The organism is Halarchaeum rubridurum, from assembly GCF_014647115.1.
GTDB lineage: Archaea > Halobacteriota > Halobacteria > Halobacteriales > Halobacteriaceae > Halarchaeum > Halarchaeum rubridurum.
The window spans coordinates 605,414-623,232 of sequence record NZ_BMOO01000001.1; the positions used below are offsets into that span (position 1 = coordinate 605,414).

General features: G+C 71.8%; 21 protein-coding genes. 12 read left to right on the forward strand and 9 right to left on the reverse strand.

Annotation, left to right across the window (positions count from 1 at the left end; all coding sequences use genetic code 11):
* The first annotated feature begins 17 nt into the window (after positions 1 to 17).
* The 3 genes from IEX84_RS03320 to rpiA all read left to right on the forward strand — a co-directional run bounded on the left by IEX84_RS03320 (position 18) and on the right by rpiA (position 4,016).
* Positions 18 to 2,006: a MutS-related protein gene (locus IEX84_RS03320; RefSeq protein WP_188869773.1), complete on the forward strand. Its 1,989-nt coding sequence runs from the start codon at positions 18 to 20 to the stop codon at positions 2,004 to 2,006.
* Positions 2,007 to 2,140: 134 nt separating this feature from the next.
* Positions 2,141 to 3,262, forward strand: a complete 1,122-nt coding sequence (locus IEX84_RS03325; protein WP_188869775.1) for an ORC1-type DNA replication protein — start codon at positions 2,141 to 2,143, stop codon at positions 3,260 to 3,262.
* A 52-nt stretch (positions 3,263 to 3,314) separates the two neighbouring features.
* Positions 3,315 to 4,016 (forward strand): ribose-5-phosphate isomerase RpiA, encoded by a 702-nt coding sequence (gene rpiA, locus IEX84_RS03330; RefSeq protein ID WP_188869776.1) that lies wholly within the window; start codon positions 3,315 to 3,317, stop codon positions 4,014 to 4,016.
* A 24-nt stretch (positions 4,017 to 4,040) separates the two neighbouring features.
* Here rpiA and IEX84_RS03335 read toward each other — a convergent pair whose 3' ends face one another.
* On the reverse strand, positions 4,041 to 4,208 hold the full coding sequence (locus IEX84_RS03335) for a DUF1931 family protein (RefSeq protein ID WP_020222877.1): 168 nt from the start codon (positions 4,206 to 4,208) through the stop codon (positions 4,041 to 4,043).
* A gap of 118 nt (positions 4,209 to 4,326) precedes the next feature.
* Between IEX84_RS03335 and larB the strand changes: the two genes are divergently transcribed.
* Positions 4,327 to 5,094 carry a nickel pincer cofactor biosynthesis protein LarB gene (gene larB / locus IEX84_RS03340; protein WP_188869778.1) on the forward strand — a complete coding sequence of 256 codons (768 nt, stop codon included), beginning with the start codon at positions 4,327 to 4,329 and terminating at the stop codon, positions 5,092 to 5,094.
* Positions 5,091 to 5,333 (forward strand): GIY-YIG nuclease family protein, encoded by a 243-nt coding sequence (locus IEX84_RS03345; RefSeq protein WP_188869780.1) that lies wholly within the window; start codon positions 5,091 to 5,093, stop codon positions 5,331 to 5,333. The genes larB and IEX84_RS03345 overlap by 4 nt, the downstream gene beginning before the upstream one ends.
* Before the next feature lie 41 nt (positions 5,334 to 5,374).
* Here IEX84_RS03345 and radA read toward each other — a convergent pair whose 3' ends face one another.
* From radA to htpX, 3 genes are all read right to left on the reverse strand, one after another.
* A complete protein-coding gene (gene radA, locus IEX84_RS03350) occupies positions 5,375 to 6,409 on the reverse strand; it encodes a DNA repair and recombination protein RadA (RefSeq protein WP_188869782.1) in 1,035 nt (344 codons plus the stop codon).
* Positions 6,410 to 6,547: 138 nt separating this feature from the next.
* A complete protein-coding gene (pspAB, locus tag IEX84_RS03355; protein WP_188869784.1) occupies positions 6,548 to 7,144 on the reverse strand; it encodes a PspA-associated protein PspAB in 597 nt (198 codons plus the stop codon).
* A complete protein-coding gene (gene htpX / locus IEX84_RS03360; protein ID WP_188869786.1) occupies positions 7,145 to 8,032 on the reverse strand; it encodes a zinc metalloprotease HtpX in 888 nt (295 codons plus the stop codon).
* A gap of 161 nt (positions 8,033 to 8,193) precedes the next feature.
* Here htpX and IEX84_RS03365 point away from each other — a divergent pair, with 161 nt between their 5' ends.
* Both IEX84_RS03365 and IEX84_RS03370 read left to right on the forward strand, forming a co-directional pair.
* A complete protein-coding gene (locus tag IEX84_RS03365) occupies positions 8,194 to 9,288 on the forward strand; it encodes a 60S ribosomal export protein NMD3 (RefSeq protein WP_188869788.1) in 1,095 nt (364 codons plus the stop codon).
* On the forward strand, positions 9,285 to 10,463 hold the full coding sequence (locus IEX84_RS03370; protein ID WP_229732291.1) for a class I SAM-dependent methyltransferase: 1,179 nt from the start codon (positions 9,285 to 9,287) through the stop codon (positions 10,461 to 10,463). Before IEX84_RS03365 ends, IEX84_RS03370 begins: the two co-directional genes overlap by 4 nt.
* A gap of 212 nt (positions 10,464 to 10,675) precedes the next feature.
* Here the strand turns inward: IEX84_RS03370 and IEX84_RS03375 are convergent, their stop codons facing one another.
* Positions 10,676 to 12,526 carry a helicase C-terminal domain-containing protein gene (locus tag IEX84_RS03375; RefSeq protein WP_188869790.1) on the reverse strand — a complete coding sequence of 617 codons (1,851 nt, stop codon included), beginning with the start codon at positions 12,524 to 12,526 and terminating at the stop codon, positions 10,676 to 10,678.
* Between the two features lie 76 nt (positions 12,527 to 12,602).
* Positions 12,603 to 12,818, reverse strand: coding sequence for a DUF7561 family protein (locus tag IEX84_RS03380; protein ID WP_188869792.1), 216 nt, complete (start codon positions 12,816 to 12,818; stop codon positions 12,603 to 12,605).
* Between the two features lie 74 nt (positions 12,819 to 12,892).
* Here IEX84_RS03380 and IEX84_RS03385 point away from each other — a divergent pair, with 74 nt between their 5' ends.
* Genes IEX84_RS03385 through IEX84_RS03395 form a run of 3 tightly spaced genes read left to right on the forward strand, consistent with a single transcriptional unit; the run spans position 12,893 to position 15,425 of the window.
* The gene (locus IEX84_RS03385) at positions 12,893 to 13,774 is read left to right on the forward strand and encodes a YkgJ family cysteine cluster protein (RefSeq protein WP_188869794.1); all 882 of its coding nucleotides are present in this window, start codon (positions 12,893 to 12,895) and stop codon (positions 13,772 to 13,774) included.
* Between the two features lie 24 nt (positions 13,775 to 13,798).
* Positions 13,799 to 14,749, forward strand: coding sequence for an NAD(P)H-binding protein (locus IEX84_RS03390; RefSeq protein ID WP_188869796.1), 951 nt, complete (start codon positions 13,799 to 13,801; stop codon positions 14,747 to 14,749).
* Entirely contained in the window at positions 14,742 to 15,425 is a 684-nt protein-coding gene (locus tag IEX84_RS03395; RefSeq protein WP_188869798.1) for a DUF7530 family protein, read from the forward strand. Before IEX84_RS03390 ends, IEX84_RS03395 begins: the two co-directional genes overlap by 8 nt.
* 15 nt (positions 15,426 to 15,440) lie before the next feature.
* On the opposite strand, the gene IEX84_RS03400 is transcribed toward IEX84_RS03395, so the two are convergent.
* Positions 15,441 to 15,614, reverse strand: coding sequence for a DUF5786 family protein (locus tag IEX84_RS03400; protein ID WP_188869800.1), 174 nt, complete (start codon positions 15,612 to 15,614; stop codon positions 15,441 to 15,443).
* Between the two features lie 75 nt (positions 15,615 to 15,689).
* On the reverse strand, positions 15,690 to 15,974 hold the full coding sequence (locus IEX84_RS03405; protein ID WP_188869802.1) for a DUF5789 family protein: 285 nt from the start codon (positions 15,972 to 15,974) through the stop codon (positions 15,690 to 15,692).
* A gap of 116 nt (positions 15,975 to 16,090) precedes the next feature.
* Between IEX84_RS03405 and IEX84_RS03410 the strand changes: the two genes are divergently transcribed.
* Both IEX84_RS03410 and IEX84_RS03415 read left to right on the forward strand, forming a co-directional pair.
* The gene (locus IEX84_RS03410) at positions 16,091 to 16,960 is read left to right on the forward strand and encodes a PHP domain-containing protein (RefSeq protein WP_188869804.1); all 870 of its coding nucleotides are present in this window, start codon (positions 16,091 to 16,093) and stop codon (positions 16,958 to 16,960) included.
* A gap of 42 nt (positions 16,961 to 17,002) precedes the next feature.
* Positions 17,003 to 17,164: a DUF6757 family protein gene (locus IEX84_RS03415; RefSeq protein ID WP_176969833.1), complete on the forward strand. Its 162-nt coding sequence runs from the start codon at positions 17,003 to 17,005 to the stop codon at positions 17,162 to 17,164.
* A gap of 240 nt (positions 17,165 to 17,404) precedes the next feature.
* On the opposite strand, the gene IEX84_RS03420 is transcribed toward IEX84_RS03415, so the two are convergent.
* Positions 17,405 to 17,725, reverse strand: coding sequence for a 4Fe-4S dicluster domain-containing protein (locus IEX84_RS03420; RefSeq protein WP_188869806.1), 321 nt, complete (start codon positions 17,723 to 17,725; stop codon positions 17,405 to 17,407).
* Positions 17,726 to 17,819 lie beyond the last annotated feature (94 nt).

The window sequence follows — 17,819 nt, forward strand, 5'->3', positions numbered from 1 at the left end:
CGTCCGACTCACCGGCGATGGACTTGGAGGACGTGCCCGGCGTCGGCGCGAAGACGGCCGAGCGGCTCCGCGAACTCGACGACCCGGCGGGGGCGCTCGAACGCGAGGACGTCGCGGCCGTGGCGTCCGCGCCCGGCATCTCGACGGGCCGCGCGGCGCGTATCGTCCGCGGCGCGATCCGGGCGCGCCACGACGACCCCGGTGGCTTCCTCGCCACCGACCGCGCCCGCGAGGTGTACGACGCGGTGCTCGCGCTGTTGCAGGAGCGCGCGACGACGGCGTACGCGGAGCACCGCCTGGCGACGCTCTACCCGACGGCGTCGGCCTCCCGAATCGAGGAGGTCGCGGCGTTCGCGGAGCGAGCGCGCGAGCGGTCGCTCGACCCGGCGGTGCGGGAGGCGCTCACCGATGTCGAGCCGATCACGCGGCCGGACGGCGTCACCGTCCGGGATCGCTGTCTCGCCACCGCCGACGCCGAGACGTATCAGGCGGCGACGGCGGCGTTCCCCGAACTTCCGGTGGAGATCGTGGACGACGCGCGCGGACTCGCGGACCTCGCGCGGGGCTACTCGTCCGTGGTCGCGCTCGACGAGGCGTTCGCGGGCGTCGCCATCGACGGGGACGTGACGGTCGACCCGAACGCGTTCGACCACCCGGCGGAGCACGTCCCGGAGCGCGCGCTCGCGTTCTTCGCGACGAACCGGGCGTCGCTGCGCGCGGCCGCGACGGTTCACCGACGCGCGGGGATGGACGCACCGGTGGACCTCGACGAACTGGAGGGCGCGCTCGCCGACCTCGCGGCGGACGGAAGCGTCGCGGGCGACGACGAGCTGGAGCGCTTGAGCGTCGCCGTCGACGACCTCGACGCCGCGGTCTCGACCGCGGAGTCGGTGGCGAACGACCGCCTCCGGGAGGCAATCGAGGAGCGCGACGTCACCATCGAGGGGGCGGACCTCCTCTCGCTCGTCGAGCGCGGCGCGGGCGTGGACTCGCTGCTCTCGCGCGAACTCGCCGACGAGTACGCGGAGGCGGTGACGGCGGCGCGCGAGCACGTCGCGGACGCGCTCGCGCTCCGGGACGACGAGGCGGACCTCGCGGTGCGAATCTTCGGCGACGAGCCGACGTACCCCGTGGAACGCCGCGATGAGGCCGTCTCACGCCTCCGCGAGGAGCTCGTCGCGGAGCGGGACCGACGCGCCGCGAAGCGAAAGCGCGACCTCGCGGCGCGCCTCGCGGACCTCCGGGCGGGCGCGAGCGACCTCGTGCGGGACGCCCTCGAACTCGACGTCGAGCTCGCCGTCGCGCGCTTCTGTGCGGACTTCGACTGCGCGCCCGCGACGCGTGGCGGTGCGGGCTTCGACATCGAGAGCGGGCGCTCGCCGCTCCTCGACGTGCCGTTCGACGAGGTCGAGCCCGTCGATTACGGCGTCGATGGCGTCGCGCTCCTCTCCGGGGTGAACTCCGGGGGGAAGACGAGCACGCTCGACCTCGTCGCGGTCGTCGTCGTGCTCGCGCACATGGGGCTCCCGGTGCCCGCCGAGGCGGCCCGCGTCCCCGACGTGGAGGAACTCCACTACCACGCGAAGAGTCAGGGGACGCTCGATGCGGGTGCGTTCGAGTCGACGCTCCGGGATTTCGCGGCGCTCACGCGGGGCGCGGACGCGAAGTGCGTGCTCGTCGACGAGTTGGAGTCGATCACCGAACCGGGGGCGTCCGCGAAGATCGTCGCCGGCATCCTCGAAGCGCTCCACGGCGCGGGCGCGACCGGCGTCTTCGTCTCTCACCTCGCGGGCGAGGTCCGCGACGCCGCGGACTACGACGTCGACGTGGACGGCATCCGCGCGGTCGGCTTGGAGGACGGCGAACTCGTCGTCGAGCGCTCCCCCGAGAAGGACCTGCTCGCACGCTCGACGCCCGAGCTCATCGTGGAGAAGCTCGCCGGCGAGGCGGACGACGCGGCGTTCTACGAGGACCTCTTGGAGAAGTTCGACGCGGACGCCGCGTGACGGAGCGGCGGCGGAGAGGGTGGGAGCCGGGCGAAGGGAGAGACGGCGGAGCGGCGAAGCGCGACGGAGCGGCGCGGGTCGAGGCGTCGACCGCCCGCGAAGGCTTATGTGGCGCGCGGACCCACGTCACGGCGATGGCCGACGACTCGGACGGGATGCTGTCGTGGGACGAGTCGGTGTTCCGCGACGAGCACGTCTTCGAGATCGACTACGTGCCCGAGGCGTTCCGTCACCGCGAGTCGCAACTCCAGACCCTCCAGTACGCCCTCCGGCCCGCCGTCCGGGGGAACCGGCCGCTGAACGCCATCGTCCGCGGGCCGCCGGGGACCGGCAAGACGACGGCGATTCAGAAGCTCTTCGGCGAACTCGGCGGCCAACCCGGCGTCCGCCCCGTCCGCGTCAACTGTCAGGTGGACGGGACGCGCTACGGCGTCTTCTCGCGGGTGTTCCAGTCGATCTTCGACTACGAACCGCCCTCCTCCGGGGTGTCGTTCAAGAAGCTCTTCGGACAGGTCGCGGACCGCCTCGTCGACGAGGAGGAGGTGCTCGTCGTCGCGCTCGACGACGTCAACTACCTCTTCTACGAGAACGAGGCGAGCGACACGCTCTACTCGCTGTTGCGCGCCCACGAGACGCACCCGGGCGCGAAGGTCGGCGTCGTCCTCGTCTCCTCCGACACCGACCTCGACGTCGTCGAGGCTCTCGACGGGCGCGTCCAGTCCGTCTTCCGCCCGGAGGAGGCCTACTTCCCCGTCTACGACCGCGAGGAGGTCGCGGACATCCTCGGCGAGCGCGTCCGCGTCGGTTTCCGCGACGGCGCGCTCCCGATGAGCGTGCTCGACCGGGTGGCCGAGCAGACGGCGGAGGCGGGCGACCTCCGCGTCGGCATCGACATGCTCCGGCGCGCCGGCCTCCACGCCGAGTCGCGGGCCTCCGAGACCGTCGAAGTCGAGGACGTCGAGGCGGTGAGCGAGCGCGCGCGGAATCACCGACTCACCCGTGACATCGAGGCGCTGAGCGACGTGGAGCGCGCCCTCCTCGAAACCGTCGCGGAACACGACGGCGGGCGGGCGGGCGACGTCTACGACGCGTTCGCCGAGCGGACGGACCTCGGCTACACGCGCTACACCGAGCTCGTGAACAAGCTCGACCGCCTCGACCTCATCGACGCGCGCTACGAGAGCCTGGAGGGCCGCGGGCGCTCGCGGACGCTGACGCTCGCGCACGACGCCGAGGCGGTCGAGCGCCGGTTGTAGTGGCGTAGGCGGCTTCGGACGGTTTTTGGGGGCTCGGTCGTAGGTGGCGGGTATGAAGCGCACCGGCGGGGGCGAGACGGCGAAACGACACGCTGGCGAGCGGGCCGCGGAGGCGGTGGACGACGGTGACGTCGTCGGCCTCGGCACCGGGAGCACGGCGGCGCACGCGATCCGCGCGCTCGGGCGGCGCGTCGACGCCGGCCTCGACGTGACGGGCGTGGCGACGAGCTTCCAGTCGCGCGAACTCGCCCGCGAGGTCGGCGTCCCCGTGACGACGCTGGACGACGTCGGGGGCGTCGACGTCGCCATCGACGGCGCGGACCAGTTCGACCGCGAGACCGGCGCGCTGATAAAGGGCGGCGGGGCGGCGCACGCCCGCGAGAAGGTCGTCGACGCCTCCGCGGACCGGTTCCTCGTCGTCGCGGACCCGACGAAGGCGGCGCGGGGGCTGGACGCGTCCGTCCCGGTCGAGGTGCTCCCGTCGGCCCGCCGGCCCGTCGAGGCCGCGCTGGACGACCTCGGTGGCGAGCCGACGCTCCGCGCCGCCGCGCGCAAGGACGGTCCGGTGGTGACGGACAACGGGAACCTCGTGCTCGACTGCGCGTTCGGCGCGCTCGCCAACCCGGACGCGCTCGCGGTCGACCTCTCGGGCGTCCCGGGCGTCGTCGCGCACGGGCTGTTCGTCGGCCTCGCCGACGCGGTGCTGGTCGGGACGGAGGACGGCGTCGAGCGGTACGACTACGCGGCGAAATAAAACGGAGAAACGGGGAGGTCTCGTTTACAGGTCGCGCGGCTGAACGGTCTTGCGACCGTTCTCCTCGGCGCGGCGGGCGGCGTCGTCGAGGAGGTCCTCGACCTTCTCGTCGAGCGCATCGTAGAAGTCGGACGCGACGTTCTTCTCCTCGAGCGCTTCCTTCACGGCGGCCTTAACGATGAGGTCTGCCATACGGCGTTTGCTTTACTTGCCTCGTTAATAAGGCTTCCCATAAACTGACGTGAGAGGGCCTTCTGTCGGGGGATCGGGAAGCGAAACCCACCTGTATTTGGGGGGCGACGGGTCGTTTATGCGTGACGTGCTCGAACGGCTCGCGGCCGGCGAGCTGTCGGTCGCGGCGGCCGAGGCCGAGCTCGCGGGGTACGCGACGACGGACGCCGGGCGGTTCGACGCCGCCCGCGAGACGCGTCGCGGCGTCCCAGAGGCGGTCCTCGCGGAGGGGAAGACCCCCGCGGAGGTCGGCGCGCTCGCCGCGACGGCGGTCGAGACGGCCGGCCGCGCGCTCGTCACCCGCGCCGACGGCGAGCGGCGGGCCGCGGTCCGCGCAGCGATGGCCGAAGAACACCCCGACGCCGACGTGAGAGTCGACGAGCGTGCGCGGGTCGTCGTCGCCCACGCGCCCGCGTTCGAGCCGCCCGCGTTGGACGCCACCGTCGGCCTCGTCTCGGGCGGCACGAGCGACGCCGCGGCGCTCGGCGAGGCCGACGCCGTGGCGACCGAGATGGGAGCCCGAACCGAGCGCGTCGAGGACGTCGGCGTCGCCAGCATCGCGCGCCTCCTCGATCGCGTCGACGGCCTCCGGGCGTGTGACGTCGTCGTCGTCGCCGCCGGGCGCGAGGGGGCGCTCCCGACCGTCGTCGCCGGCCTGCTCGACGCGCCCGTGATCGGCCTCCCCGTCTCCACGGGGTACGGCCACGGCGGGCGCGGCGAGGCCGCGATGCTCGGGATGCTCCAGTCGTGTACCGTCCTCTCGGCCGTGAACGTCGACGCGGGGTTCGTCGCGGGCGCGCAGGCCGGCCTGATAGCGCGCCGGATCGCGGCCGCCCGCGAGGGGTGAGCGTGCACCACGTCTACGTCCTCGAATGCGCCGACGGGACGTTCTACACGGGATACACGACGGACATCGAGCGCCGCGTGCGCGAACACGACGCCGGCGAGGGCGCGAAGTACACGCGCGGGCGGACGCCGGTCGAGCTCAGATACACCGAGACGTACGAGTCGAAGAGCGCGGCGATGAGCCGCGAGTACGAGATCAAACAGCTCTCGCGGGCGCAAAAAGAGCGCCTGATCGAGTAGGCCGGACGGTGGGGTGGGGTCGCGGTGCGGTCTCGCGGCGTCTATTCGGGCTTCAGCCCGCCGTCCTGCACGCGCATGATCGCTTCCCCGTCCGCGAGGTTGGGGGCGTCGACGAGCCGGACGATCCGCTTGTCGCCCTTCGACTTGCGGAGGTAGATGCGGAACGTCGAGGTGTGCCCGAGGATGTTCCCGCCGATGGGTTTCGTCGGGTCGCCGAAGAACGAGTCGGGGTTCGACTGGACCTGGTTCGTGATGACGACCGCGGTGTTGTGGAGGTCGCCGATGCGCAGCAGGTCGTGGAGGTGTTTGTTGAGCTTCTGCTGGCGGTCGGCGAGTTCGCCCCGGCCGACGTACTCCGCGCGGAAGTGCGCGGTGAGGGAGTCGACGCAGAGCAGTCGGACCGGCCAGTCGGTGTCCTCGTTCTCCTGGGCGACCTCCTTGGCCTTCTCGGCGAGGAGTATCTGGTGGTTCGAGTTGAACGCCTTGGCGACGTGAATCTTGTCGAGGACGCGCTGGACGAGTTCGTCGAGGTCCGCCTCGTCGGTCGGGTCGCCCTCCTCGATTCCGTGGAGCTCCATGGTGTCCGCGAGGACCTCCTCGTCGAGGCCCCGAACCATGTCGTCGATGCGCTCGGGGCGGAAGGTGTCCTCGGAGTCGACGAAGACGGCCGAACCCTCCAGACCGCCGTGCTCCTTCGGGAGCTGGACGGTGACGGAGAGCTGGTGGGTCACCTGGGACTTGCCGGCCCCGAACTCGCCGTACACCTCGGTGATGGACTGCGTCTCGACGCCGCCCCCGAGGAGCTCGTCGACCTCCGGGACGCCCCAGGTGAGCTTGCCGATCTGCTCGCGGCGTTCGAGGACGGACGTGCCGCTCTCGAAGCCGCCGATGTCGGCCTGCTCGCGGGCGCTCTGGATGATGTCGCTGGCGCTGGATTCGCCGACGTCGCCGGTGTTGGAGAGCTCGCCGGGGCTGGCGACGGCGATGCTCTGGAAGGAGTCGTAGCCGGCGTCGCGGAGCTTCTCGGCGGTCGCGGGGCCGACGCCGGAGAGCTCCTCAAGGTCTACATCGGGCATGTACTCCTCCGTTGTGCGCCCGTGGGGATAAACCCTCGTACACAGGAGGGTGAAAGTGAAACTGCGGGGCGTGACGCGGTCGCTCGGTGGGGTGAGGCGCACGTTCAAGGCCGAAGAGTAAGTCCGCGTTCGCTCCCGTTACTCCCAGGGGTGTCCCCCGGGGGCGTCCGGCCAGAGGGGGTACCAGTAGGCGGTGTCGGGTTCGACGTCGAGTTCGCCGTCGAGGACCGACTGGAGGGTGACTTCGGTGCTCGAATCGCGCTCGTGGTCGCCGGCGGGCGCGAAGGGGTAGAAGGTGCCGCGCTTGAACGAGTAGACCCAGTAGACGGGACGGCCGCCGTCGAGCGGGTCGAACGGGAAGACCGCGGCGAGGAGCCGGTCGCCGTAGCCCCGCTCGGCGAGCGTGTCCGCGGCGACGTAGAGTTCGGTCGTGAGGTCGGTGATGTCGTCGCGTTCCACGACCGCCCACGTGTAGCCGTGGTCGTCCGTCCGAATCTCGCGGAATCCCCCGCTTTCCAGGACGTCCTCGACGTCCCGCAGGGTGCTGCGGAAGTCCGTCGAGTCCATCGCGGAGAGACAGAGCCCGGCGCGCTCGCCGGGCGCGTAGTCGAGGTCGGCCTCCATCGTCACGGACGCCGCGTTCAGCTGGAAGAAGTCCTCGGGGTCCGCGGGTCGCGTCGCGTCCGCCTCGGCGCTGAGGCCGAGGACGTCACGAACGGTGTCGAGGAGGCCCATCTACGCGCTCGACCTGGTCTCCATCTCGCGTTCGAGCGCGCGGAGGCGTTCGACGCGTTTCTCCGTCGGCGGGTGCGTGCTGAACAGCCGGGTGAGCGTCCCGCCCGAGAGCGGGATGATGAAGAACGCGTTCATCTCGGCCTGCTCGCGCATGTCCTCCGTCGGCACGCGCTCCATCCGGCCGTCGATCTTGAGGAGCGCGGAGGCGAGCGCCGCGGGGTTACCGCAGATGAGCGCGCCGCCGCGGTCCGCGGCGTACTCGCGGTAGCGGCTGAGCGCGCGGATGAGCAGGTAGGAGACGACCCAGACGACGAGCGAGACGACGATGGCGACCCAGACGGGCGCTGCGTTCCGGTCGCGGCTGTTGCCCCCGAAGAGCCACCCCCAGCGGACGATGACGAACGCGATGGTCGAGAGGAACGACGCGACCGTCATCACCGCCATGTCGCGGTGTTTCACGTGCGCGAGCTCGTGCGCGAGCACGCCCGCGAGCTCCTCGTCGTTCAGCGTGTCGAGCAGGCCGGTCGTGACGCAGACCGCGGCGTGGTTCTTCGAGCGCCCCGTGGCGAAGGCGTTCGGGACGCGCGAGTCGACGACGGCGACGGTCGGCTTCGGGAGGTCCGCGCCCTGCGCGAGTCGCCCCACCGTCCCGTGCAAGTGTGGGTACTCGTCCTCCGAGACCTCGCGCGCGCCCATGCTCCAGAGGGTGAGGCGGTCGCTGAAGAGGTACTGGACGAGCGAGAACCCCCCGATGAAGAGCGCCATCAGGAGGAGGCCGCCGCCCAGGTACGCGACGAGCGCCCCCGCGAAGACGAGGTAGAGGACGAACAGGAGGACCATCGTCAGGACCATCCGGGCCCGCAGGCCCCAGTCCGTGTTCCACTCCATGTACGCGACCTTGGCGGTGTGAGACTAAAAGCCGTCCCCACGGCGGGCCGGTGGCGGTGGGACACACCACAACGGTGCACGGGGAATCGACACACCCCCGAGTGACCGACGCACACACCCGAAGGACCGGGTTTAACCGTTCTCGCGCCCATTCACTCTGTATGAGCGAGGCCGCTTTCTGCCCGCGCTGTGGCGATTCCGTCCCGGAGGGGGCGACGGGACACACTCGCCGCGAGCGGGCGCTCTGTAACGACTGCTACTTCGAGGACTTCGAGCTCGTGGACGCGCCCGAGCGCGTGGAGGTGACGGTCTGCGCGCACTGCGGGGCCGTCGAGCGCGGGAACCGCTGGGAGGACGTCGGCGCGCGCGACTACACGGACGTCGCCATCGAGTCGGTGTCGGAGGCGCTCGGCGTCCACGTCGACGCCGAGGACGTCTCGTGGGGCGTCGACCCCGAGCAGGTGGACGAGACGACGATCCGGATGCACTGTCAGTTCTCCGGGGTCGTTCGAGGCGAACCGCTCGTTGAGGAGTTCACCGTCCCCGTGAAAATCGCCAAGCAGACCTGTCAGCGCTGCGGGCGGATCGCGGGCGACTACTACGCGAGCGTCGTGCAGGTGCGCGCCGTCGGGGACCGAACGCCGACGAGCGAGGAGACGGAGCGCGCCCGCGAGATCGCAGAGGAGATAACGGAGTCGATGGAGGCGACGGGCGACCGGAACGCGTTCGTCACCGAGGTCACGGAGAAGCCCGAGGGCCTCGACCTCAAGCTCTCCGACACGAAGATCGGGAAGAACGTCGCGCGCAAGCTCACCGAGGAGCTCGGCGGGGCGTACGACTCCTCGGAGACGCTGGTGACGGAGGACGAGGACGGCAACGAGGTGTACCGGGTGACGTTCGCCATCCGGCTCCCGGAGTTCGTCCCGGGCGACGTGATCGACCTCGCGGACGACGACGAGGGGCCGGTGCTCGTGCGCTCCGTGCAGGGGAACCTGAAGGGCGTGCGCCTGACGACGGGCGAGCCGTTCGAGGCGACCCACGAGGTCGGGGACGCCCCCGACGCCCGGAAGCTCGGAACGCGTGCGGACGGCGAGGAGACGACGCTCGTCGCCGTCGAGGACGAGAACGCCGTGCAGGTGCTCGACCCCGAGACGTACGCGTCGGTGACGGTCGCGCGCCCCGACTACCTCGACACCGACGAGACAGAGGTGCCGGTGTTGAAGTCTCGCGCGGGCATCCACGTCCTCCCGTCGTGAACGCGCTCGCCGTCGTCGTCCCGAAGGCGGAGGCCGAGGCGAAGCTCGACGGCCTCGAAGCCGAGGGCGTCTACGACGACGCCCGGAAGGTGCGCGAGCACGACGCGGAGCGCGTCGAGTTACCGGTGCTCGCCGAGCCGCGCGCGACGACGTTCGACGCGCTGGTCGAGCAGGACGACCCCGAGGTGCGGACGGCCGGCCTCGACGACCACCTCCGCGAGCGTGGGTGGGACGAGGCGGCGATCGCGGCCGCGCCGTCCTCGTGGGCGGTCGTCGGCGACGTCGTCCTGGTCGCGTTCCCGGACGGCTACGACGCCGAGGAGCGGGCGGCGGTCGGCGAGGCCCTCCTCGACCTCCACGGCGAGGCGGGGACGGTGCTCGCGCGCGAGGGCGTCCACGGCGAGGCGCGCGAACCCGCGGTGTCGGTCGTCGCGGGGAGCGGCGACACGGAGACCATCCACACCGAGCACGGCACGAAGTACGCCCTCGACCTCGCCGAGGTCATGTTCGCGCCGGGGAACCAGGCCGAGCGCGCGCGGATGGGCGAGGTCGTGCGCGAGCACGAACGCGTCCTCGACATGTTCGCGGGCGTCGGCTACTTCGCGCTCCCGATGGCGCGCGCCGGCGCGCACGTCGTCGCCGTCGAGCGGAACCCGACGGCCTTCCGCTACCTCGCGGAGAACGCCCAGTTGAACGGCGTCGCGGAGCGCGTGGAGTGCGTGCTCGGCGACTGCCGCGACTACGAGGCGACGGAGGCGTTCGACCGCGTCGTGATGGGGTACTACGACAGCCTCGGCGGCTACGGCGCGAGCGAGGGCGACGCGGCGAAGGACACGGACGGGGACGAGGGGGGCGAGCGCGAGGCGCGCGGAGACGACGCAGGCGAGCGCGAGACGCGTGGAGACGACGCAGGCGATGGCGGAGACGAGAGGGACGGAACCGGACCACGGAGCGACTACCTCGCGGCGGCGCTCGACGCCCTCGGCGGGTCGGGGACGCTCCACGTCCACACGACGTGTCCCGAGGACCGGTTCCCCGAGCGGTCGACGGAGCGCGTCCGCGCGGTCTGCGAGGCGCGCGACGTCACCGTGACGGACGTGGAAGCGCGCGTCGTGAAGTCGCACAGCGAGGGCGTCGTCCACGGCGTCCTCGACATCGTGGTCGGCGATGGGTGAGGGCGAGCGCCACGTCTGGCTCGCGCTCCTGCTCGCGCTGCTCGTCGTCGGCGCGGCGGTCGTCTGGGCGCTCGGATAGGCCCCGCCGTTTTTACGCGTCGAGGTCCGTAGCGTCGGTATGGAGCGCCAGCAAGTCATCGCGCTGTTCCTCGCCGCCCTGATGCTGTTCTCGACCGTCGCGTACGTCCTCTCCGCGGTCTGAGCGAGGTGGACTAGTCGACGTCCCAGACGTCCGCCATCGGACTCCGGCGCTCGGCGTCGCCGGCGTCGTCGCCGCTCGCGCCGCCGGCCGCGGAGTCGGGCGACGTTCGCCCCCCGCGACCGCCTCCGTTACTGCCACCCCCGGAGCGTCCGCCACGGCCACCCGACCCGCCGCCGTTTCGGGTGGACGACCCCGTCTTCGAGGGGGTCGGGGTGCCGGGGGAGACGTTCGCGGTGGCGGCGTCCGCGTCGAGGTCGGGGAGGGCGGGCGTCGTCATGCGCTCGACCTGCTCGCAAAACCACGGCGGCATGTCGTGGCGTGCGCGCTCGAAGACGTCGAGGACGGAGTCGTCGGCGACGTAGGTCGCGCCGTGGTCGTCGGGCGCGCGGACGACGCGCCCCGCGGCCTGGATGACGGTGCGGAGCGCGCTCCGGTAGTACCACGCCCACTGGCCGTCGGCGAGGCGGCGCGCGACACGCGAGTCGTTCGTGTTGAGGAAGGGCGCTTTGCACAGGAGTTGCCAGCGCGCGAGGTCCCCCTCCAGGTCGAGGGCCTCCTCCATCTTCACGGAGAGAAAGGCCTCGGGTTCGTCGGACGCTTTCCACGCCTCCAGGTCGGCGTCGCGGGTGTCGCTCCCGTGTGCGCGGACCCGGTCGGCGACGCCGAGCGCGTCGAGTTCCTCGACGAGCGCCTCCTGGATCGCGTAGGAGTGGCAGTGGACGATGCCCTTCTCGTCGGGGTGGGCGACCATGATTCGCGCGAGGGTGCGCGCGACTTTCGGGAGGGTGTCGTCGCGCTCCTCGTAGGTCATCTTCCCCCGCGTCACGTCGTAGAGCGGGCGGTTCTCGACGGGGAAGGTGTGCTCGACGTCCACGAGCGCGACGTTCGCGGGGTCGAGGCCGACGGCGCGACAGAAGGCGTCCTTGTCGAGGATGGTCGCGGAGAGGAGCGCGAAGCGGTTCGCGCGGTCCCAGACGGTGTGTTTGAGGTAGCGCGCGGGGTTCATCGGCTTCGCGGTGATGCGCTTATCACTCCCCTGGTCGACGACCCACGTCGTCGCGGATTCGGGGTCGCGGTAGTCCTCCGCGAACCACGAGGCCTCGCTGATGAGTTCCTGGAGGCGGTCGCGCTCGGCGGCCTCCTCGGCGTCGAGTTCGTCCGCGCCGAGCAGTTCGTCCTTCCGGGACTCGCAGACCGAGACGAGGCGGTCGGTGAAGCGCGCGGCCGCCTCCGCGCCGTCGACGTCGGGGACGCGGAGGTCGTCCCAGACGGGGACGGTCCGGGGGCCGAGTTCGACCGTCGCGTACATCTCCGCCCACTCGGCCAGACCGTGGGCCTCGTCGATGACGCAGACGTCGCGTTTGCGGAACACCTCGCTGCCCGCGGTGCGCATGAAGTACGCGAGCGTCATCGCGGCGTGCGAGCGCGCGGAGGCGATGGCGCGTGCGGAGAAGTACGGACAGCGGTGTTTGACCGCGCAGTCGTAGCCGCGTTCGCGGGCGCAGGGCGCGCGGTCGACGGGCGTGTGCTCCTCGTCGGGGAGGATGCAGGTGTAGTTGTTCTTCCCGCGGATTATCTTGAGGTCGTCGAGCAGGTCGTCGGCGGCGACGTCGTCGAGTTGCGAGACCTGCGGCGTCGTGTAGTACGCGCCCGTCGCCTGGTGGGGGTCGGCTTCGTCGACCGCGCGCGCACAGCCCATGATGGCGCGGGCGATGAGCGACTTCCCCGAGCCGGTCGGCGCGCGCACGAGGACGACGTCGTTGCCGGCCGCGAAGGCGTCGCGGACGTCGGCGAGCGCGTGTTCCTGCGCGCCCCGGTAGGCGGGCGCGGGGAACTCGTCGTGGATGCGCGCCGGATTCACTGCCTGTTCGTGACGCCGCCGCGCGCCTTAACCCCCGCGCTCGGCGAGGCGGGGGTGGACGCGCTCGCGGCGGACGTCACTCCTCGGTGAGCGCCTCGACGTCCGCGCGCGCCGGGTCCTCGGGGAGGGCCTCGATGCAGTCGTAGCAGAGGAAGAACTCGCTCCCGTCGTCGAGTTCGAGCGTCAACCCACCGGGACCGGCCTTCTCCAGCGAACCGAAGTCCCAGAAGTCCCCGACGCCGCCGGGCACCTCGACACGCGCCCCGCAGGCGTCGCAGCGTCGCTTGCTCATACGGCCCGTGGGGACGCCGGGCCCTTCGCCCTGTCGGGGAAGCTTTTCGGTTCCGTGGCACTACCTCGCACGGTATGGAGGTGAACTGCGAGGGGTGCGCGGGATGCTGTCTCGACTGGCGGCCGCTCGTCGACGCCCCCGCCGACCACGAGCGCCGCGGCGCGCGCCCGCCGCTGGACGACACGTACAACCTCGTCCCGCTGACCCGGTCGGACGTCCGCGCGTTCGTCGACGCGGGCTACGGGGACGCGCTGACGCCGCGGCTCTGGACGCCCGCCGCGGGCGACGATTCGGTCACCGTGGACGACACGGCGCTCGCCGCAATCGGCGACCGGCCGGTGTTCTTCGTCGGCCTGCGCAAGCTTCCGAAGCCCGTCGCGCCGTTCGACGGCGACGCGCGGTGGCTGCCCGCCTGTGCGTTCCTCGACCCCGAGAGCCTGCAGTGTCGGATTCACGACTCGGAGTGCTACCCGGAGGAGTGTGAGGACTACCCGGGGCACAACCTCGCGCTGGACGCGGAGACGGAGTGCGAGCGCGTCGAGGACGCCTTCGGCGGGGAGCGGCTCGTCGACGACGGCGCGCCCGACGACGCGGGCGTCCTGCTCGGCCCGCAGGCCCTCGGCGAGAAGGTGTTCTGCTACCCGGACGCGGGCGAGCTCGACGGCGTGGTCGAGCGGCTGCGCGCGGGCGAGCTGACGGACGCGGACCGCGCGCGCTTCGTCGGCGTCGCGGCGGCGAGCGCGCCCGGAACGGCCGCGGTGGAGCCGGCGAAGCGCGAGACCGACGAGGAGCGCGCCGCGGCGGCGGACTCGTGGGTCGGCCGGGCGGCCGCGGAGTGGGAGGCCCGTGCGGGAGCGACGGGGGCGCGCTGTGAGGGCGACGTCGGCCCGTCGCTCGCCGCGGACGTCGAGGAGGCGCGCGGCGCGCCCCCGACCCCGGGGTGGGACGACGTTTAAGCGGGTGACGCGCGAGGGGACGGTATGCGCGTACTCGTGACCGGTGCGACCGGCTTCGTCGGCGGCCACCTCGTCCCGGCGCTCGTCGAGGCGGGCCACGACGTCCGCGCCCTCGTGCGCGACCCGGCGCGGTACGACCCGCCCGCGGGCGTGGACGTCGCGGTCGGCGACCTGCTCGACCGAACGACGCTCGACGACGCCCTCGCGGAGTGCGACGCCGCCTACTACCTCGTCCACTCGATGGGGGCGGGCGACGCGTTCGCGGAGCGCGACCGGACGGCCGCGCGGAACTTCGCGGCCGCCGCCGACGCCGCCGGGGTCTCGCGCGTCGTCTACCTCGGGGGCCTCGGCGCGGACGGCGACGACCTGAGCGCGCACCTGCGCTCGCGGCGCGAGGTGGAGGGTGTCCTCCGCGACGCCGACGCCGACCTCACGGTGTTGCGCGCCGCAATCGTCGTCGGGGCGGGCTCGACGGGGTTCGACGTCGTCCGCCAGTTGGCGAAGCGCCTGCCGGTGATGGTGACGCCGAAGTGGGTGCGGACGCCCTGTCAGCCGGTCGCGGTCGCGGACGTCGTCGCGTACCTCGTCGGCGTCCTCGACGCGCCCGCGACCGCGGGCGAGACCTACGAGATCGGCGGCCCGGAGGTGCTCACGTACGAGGCGATGCTCGAACGCACCGCGGCGCTGATGGGCCGCCGCCTCCGCGTGATTCCGGTGCCGATACTCTCGCCGACGCTCTCGGCGTACTGGATCGACCTCGTGACGGACGCACCGAAGTCGGTCGTCCGGCCGCTCGTCCGCGGGCTGAAGAACCCGGTCGTCGCGGACGACACGGCCATCCGCGAACACGTCCCGGTTCTGCTGACGCCGTTCGACGAGGCGGTGCGCGACGCCCTGCTCGCGGCCGGGGAGACGCCCGCGACGCACGGTGGGCGGGCGGGAGAGGAGAGCGGGGACGAGCGCCGCGATGCGTGAGGTCGACTACGGCCGGGCGTGGACGTACGAGAGCATCGTCGGCGCGGTCCCGGGCGTCGACGTGCCGGACGGCGTCGCGCTCGCCGCCCAGTTCGCGCTCTTCGAGGGCGCGGTGCTCGCGCTCGCGGCCGCAGGCGGCCTGTGGGGGGCGGTACCGGCGGCGACGGCCGCGGTGGTCGTCGCGACGGCGGGGAGCGCGCTCATGCTCGACCTCGGCCGTCGCCTCCGACGGGCCGACCTCCCCGACGCCTACACGCACGTCGTCTTCGGGTCGAGCGTCGAGACCGTGCTGGGCGTGGTCGCGTACGTCGCTCTGCTCACGTACCTGTTCGTCGTCGACCCGCGCGACGGCACGACGCTCGTCGCGACCCTGCTCGGGACGCCGCCGTCCGCGCCCGCGGCGTTCCTCGCCCTCCTCGTCTGCTGGGACGTCTGCTACCGAATCGGCGTCGGCTGGTGGGCGGCCGTGACGGCGCTCTGGCGGGCGCTGGCCTTCGACCTCGACGAGGAGGCGCGGGGGACGGTGGCGGCCGCCGACCGGCGGACGGCGGCGTTCGGCCTCCTCCAGCTTCTCCTCGTCCCGTTCGTGGCGAGCGCGCCGCTGTTGGTGCTCGCGGTCGTCGGCCACGTGGTGGCGGTGCTCGTCGTGCTCGGACTCGCGTCGGTGATGCGGTGAGGAAGAAAAGAGGGGTCAGTTCTCTTTCATCCGCTTGAACTGGTCGAGCAACGCCTCGGCGGAGTCGCCCGCGTCGTACGTGACCGAGCCGTGGTAGTCGGTCCGGTCGTCGTCCTCGCTGAGGTCGACGTCGGCGTTCTTGCGTTCGCGGCGCTCGTGTTCGTCTTCGTCGTATGATCCGATGGACATGGTACCGATACCCATGCTTACCCTACCCACCCTAAAGAGGGTATCGGAGGGCGGCAAAAATCTCGGGGGTCGGTCTCAGAACGAGACGGGTTCGGGGCCGTCGACGCCCATCGGGGTCGGGTCGCGGTCGGAGTAGCCGACGCGGCCGACCGCGTCCTGCCCGACCGCGCCGTACACCGCGTGGACCGCGGCCGTGGCGTCGGCGAACTCGTCGTCGCCCGTTCGTTCGAGGACGTCGCCGAGGCGTTCCTCGCCCGTCGGGTGTTCGATGCGCACCTCCCCGTACGCCGCGCACAGGTCGTCGGTGGTCGCCGGATAGGTCGCGTCTTCGAGCAGGTCGGTCGCCGTTCGGAGCGTCATTACAGCTCTATCTATCGGGGACAATCATTATGAATGTGGTGGGGCAGTAGTTACCATGGACCATACACTACGGGTTTCAGGGTACGTTTCTTGCCGCGCTCGCCCGTAGGGCCGGTGTGCCCCACGCCGACCTCCACGTCCACACGACGGCCTCCGACGGGTCGATGGCGCTCGACGACGTGCCCGCCGCCGCGAAGCGTGCCGGCGTCGATGCCGTCGCCATCACCGACCACGACATCGTTCATCCCGACCTCGACGCCCCGCTCACCGAGCGCGACGGCGTCGAGATCGTCCGCGGAATCGAGCTACGCGTCGAGACGCCGACCCAGCGCGTCGACCTCCTCGGCTACGGCGTCCGCGGGAGCAAAGAGCGAGCGCGGGCGGGCTCGACCGGACACGACGCGTCCGGCGACGACCGCGGGACGACGCTCCGCGACGAACTCGACCGCCTCGGACGCGACCGGATCGAGCGCGGCCGGCGCATCGTCGAGAACGTCGAGGCGGAACTGGGAATCGACCTCGGCCTCGACGTCGGGGCGGGCTTCGGCCGACCGCACGTCGCGCGCGCCGTCGTCGCGCACCCCGACACCGCCTACGACGAGATCGGCGCGGTGTTCGCCGACCTCATCGGCGAGGACGCGCCGTGCTACGTCGCCCGCGACGTCCCCACCTTCGAGCGCGGCCGCGCCCTCCTCGCCGACGCCTGCGGGGCTGTCGGCCTCGCGCACCCGCTACGCTACCCCGACCCGGACGCCGCGCTCGCGCTGTGCGCGGACCTGGACGCCGTCGAGCGCCACTACCCCTACGACCGGCCCGTCGGCCGCGACGTCGACGACGGCGACGACGGCCACGCACGCGTCCGACACGCCGTCGAGGAACACGACCTGCTCGCGCTCGGCGGGAGCGACGCGCACGACGACACGCTCGGCGTCGCCGGCGTCGACAGCGGCGAATACCGCCGTCTCCGCCGCCGTATCCGGGGGTGAGGCGGCCACGGGCTTAAGGTGCTACGGCACCCACGTTCGGGTATGCGCTGTCACTACTGTGACCGGAGCGCCGACGTCTCCGTCGACAAGTCCGGCGTGCGCGTCGGGCTCTGCGAGGAGCACTTCCAGGAGCGCCTGGACGAACTCGCGGACTCGGAGGCGCTCTCACGGCTCCGCGAACAGCTCGACATCGACCGGGCCTGAACGCCCGTCCGTCGCACCCCGCGAACGACGAGGGCGGGGTCCGTCTCTCTTTAAGAGGTTCTCGCTACAAGCAGTAGATACGACACGGACGCCCGGCGTTCTCGGGTATCCACGACACGCCGCGGAGCGACCGCGCCGTCGCTCGGCGCTATTCGTCGCGTTCGCTCGTTCCGAGCCTTTAGGCTCGTGTGCTCGCGGGTCGTTCCTCCCCGCTCGCTCGTCCCGCGCGTTCACCTCCGTTCACGCGCGTGTACTATCCACGTCGATGGCGTCCACCGGACAGACGTCGACGCAGAGCATACAGTCGATGCACTGCGCCTCGTTCGCGGGGTCGGCCTTCTTCTCGCTCGTCGGGTGACCGGGGGTCTCCACCCACTCGAAGACGTCGACCGGGCAGTCCTCGACGCAGACGCCGTCGGCGTCGCAAATGTCGAAGTCGACGGCGACGTGCGTGCCGTGGACCCCCAGCTTCTCGGGCTCCTCGACGGGCCCCCAGACGTCGTGGCCCTGGTGTTCGTCCACGACCTCCCGGTTCTGGTCGAAGTTCGGGTCGATAGCCATACGGGACGGTGTCGCCCCGCGCGCTTAAACGGCCGGGACCGCGCGACGCGAGCGCCGGGCCGGCAGTTTTGAGGCGTCGGCGACCCACGGGCCG

Coding starts and splice junctions, on each gene's coding strand:
- IEX84_RS03320 (WP_188869773.1), top strand. CDS start 18: ATGGACTTGGAGGACGTGCCCGGCGTCGGCGCGAAGACGGCCGAGCGG.
- IEX84_RS03325 (WP_188869775.1), top strand. CDS start 2,141: ATGGCCGACGACTCGGACGGGATGCTGTCGTGGGACGAGTCGGTGTTC.
- rpiA (WP_188869776.1), top strand. CDS start 3,315: ATGAAGCGCACCGGCGGGGGCGAGACGGCGAAACGACACGCTGGCGAG.
- IEX84_RS03335 (WP_020222877.1), bottom strand. CDS start 4,208: ATGGCAGACCTCATCGTTAAGGCCGCCGTGAAGGAAGCGCTCGAGGAG.
- larB (WP_188869778.1), top strand. CDS start 4,327: ATGCGTGACGTGCTCGAACGGCTCGCGGCCGGCGAGCTGTCGGTCGCG.
- radA (WP_188869782.1), bottom strand. CDS start 6,409: ATGCCCGATGTAGACCTTGAGGAGCTCTCCGGCGTCGGCCCCGCGACC.
- pspAB (WP_188869784.1), bottom strand. CDS start 7,144: ATGGGCCTCCTCGACACCGTTCGTGACGTCCTCGGCCTCAGCGCCGAG.
- htpX (WP_188869786.1), bottom strand. CDS start 8,032: ATGGAGTGGAACACGGACTGGGGCCTGCGGGCCCGGATGGTCCTGACG.
- IEX84_RS03365 (WP_188869788.1), top strand. CDS start 8,194: ATGAGCGAGGCCGCTTTCTGCCCGCGCTGTGGCGATTCCGTCCCGGAG.
- IEX84_RS03380 (WP_188869792.1), bottom strand. CDS start 12,818: ATGAGCAAGCGACGCTGCGACGCCTGCGGGGCGCGTGTCGAGGTGCCC.
- IEX84_RS03385 (WP_188869794.1), top strand. CDS start 12,893: ATGGAGGTGAACTGCGAGGGGTGCGCGGGATGCTGTCTCGACTGGCGG.
- IEX84_RS03390 (WP_188869796.1), top strand. CDS start 13,799: ATGCGCGTACTCGTGACCGGTGCGACCGGCTTCGTCGGCGGCCACCTC.
- IEX84_RS03395 (WP_188869798.1), top strand. CDS start 14,742: ATGCGTGAGGTCGACTACGGCCGGGCGTGGACGTACGAGAGCATCGTC.
- IEX84_RS03400 (WP_188869800.1), bottom strand. CDS start 15,614: ATGTCCATCGGATCATACGACGAAGACGAACACGAGCGCCGCGAACGC.
- IEX84_RS03405 (WP_188869802.1), bottom strand. CDS start 15,974: ATGACGCTCCGAACGGCGACCGACCTGCTCGAAGACGCGACCTATCCG.
- IEX84_RS03415 (WP_176969833.1), top strand. CDS start 17,003: ATGCGCTGTCACTACTGTGACCGGAGCGCCGACGTCTCCGTCGACAAG.
- IEX84_RS03420 (WP_188869806.1), bottom strand. CDS start 17,725: ATGGCTATCGACCCGAACTTCGACCAGAACCGGGAGGTCGTGGACGAA.